This window comes from Photorhabdus sp. RM323S (assembly GCF_042879375.1).
In the GTDB taxonomy this organism is placed as follows: domain Bacteria; phylum Pseudomonadota; class Gammaproteobacteria; order Enterobacterales; family Enterobacteriaceae; genus Photorhabdus; species Photorhabdus tasmaniensis.
The window spans coordinates 1-539 of the sequence record NZ_JBHFKZ010000190.1; the positions used below are offsets into that span (position 1 = coordinate 1).

Annotated in this window: 1 protein-coding gene; it reads left to right on the forward strand. The window is 40.1% G+C overall.

Annotated elements, in window-relative coordinates; translation table 11 throughout:
- Positions 1-84: 84 nt before the first annotated feature.
- Positions 85-539: phage N-6-adenine-methyltransferase (locus ACGF7G_RS22610; RefSeq protein ID WP_387468531.1), on the forward strand; the 455-nt coding region annotated here is incomplete at its 3' end.

The following is a 539-nucleotide window of genomic DNA, read 5'->3' on the forward strand; positions in this document are numbered from 1 at the left end:
ATACTATTATGATGATATAGAAGAAAATGAAAAAGTGTTGTCGTGGGCTGAATTTATTCATCCAGCGGCACCGGAAATTAAATAATGACAGACTTTGGAGGTAGTAACACGCCGAAAAAATTACGTGACAGATGGCAAACCCCAGTTGAAATATTCACAGCATTAGACCTCGAATTTGGCTTTTATCTTGATGCTGCCGCTGATATTCAGAATACACTATGTGCTCATTATCTCACGGAACGAGATAATGCGCTTGAATGTAATTGGGTGAGTTATGGAGCAATCTGGGTTAACCCGCCGTATTCTAATATATCGCCGTGGATACTAAAAGCCGCAGAGCAATGCAGGAAGCAATCACAGTCGGTCGTTATGTTAGTCCCGGCTGATACATCTGTCGGCTGGTTTAAATTAGCAATGAACTCTGTAGATGAGATTAGGTTAATAACGGGTGGGAGAATATCATTTATTAATGCTGGCAACGGAAAGATAAAGAAGGGAAATACAAAAGGAAGCTTATTATTAATCTGGCGTCCGTTTAT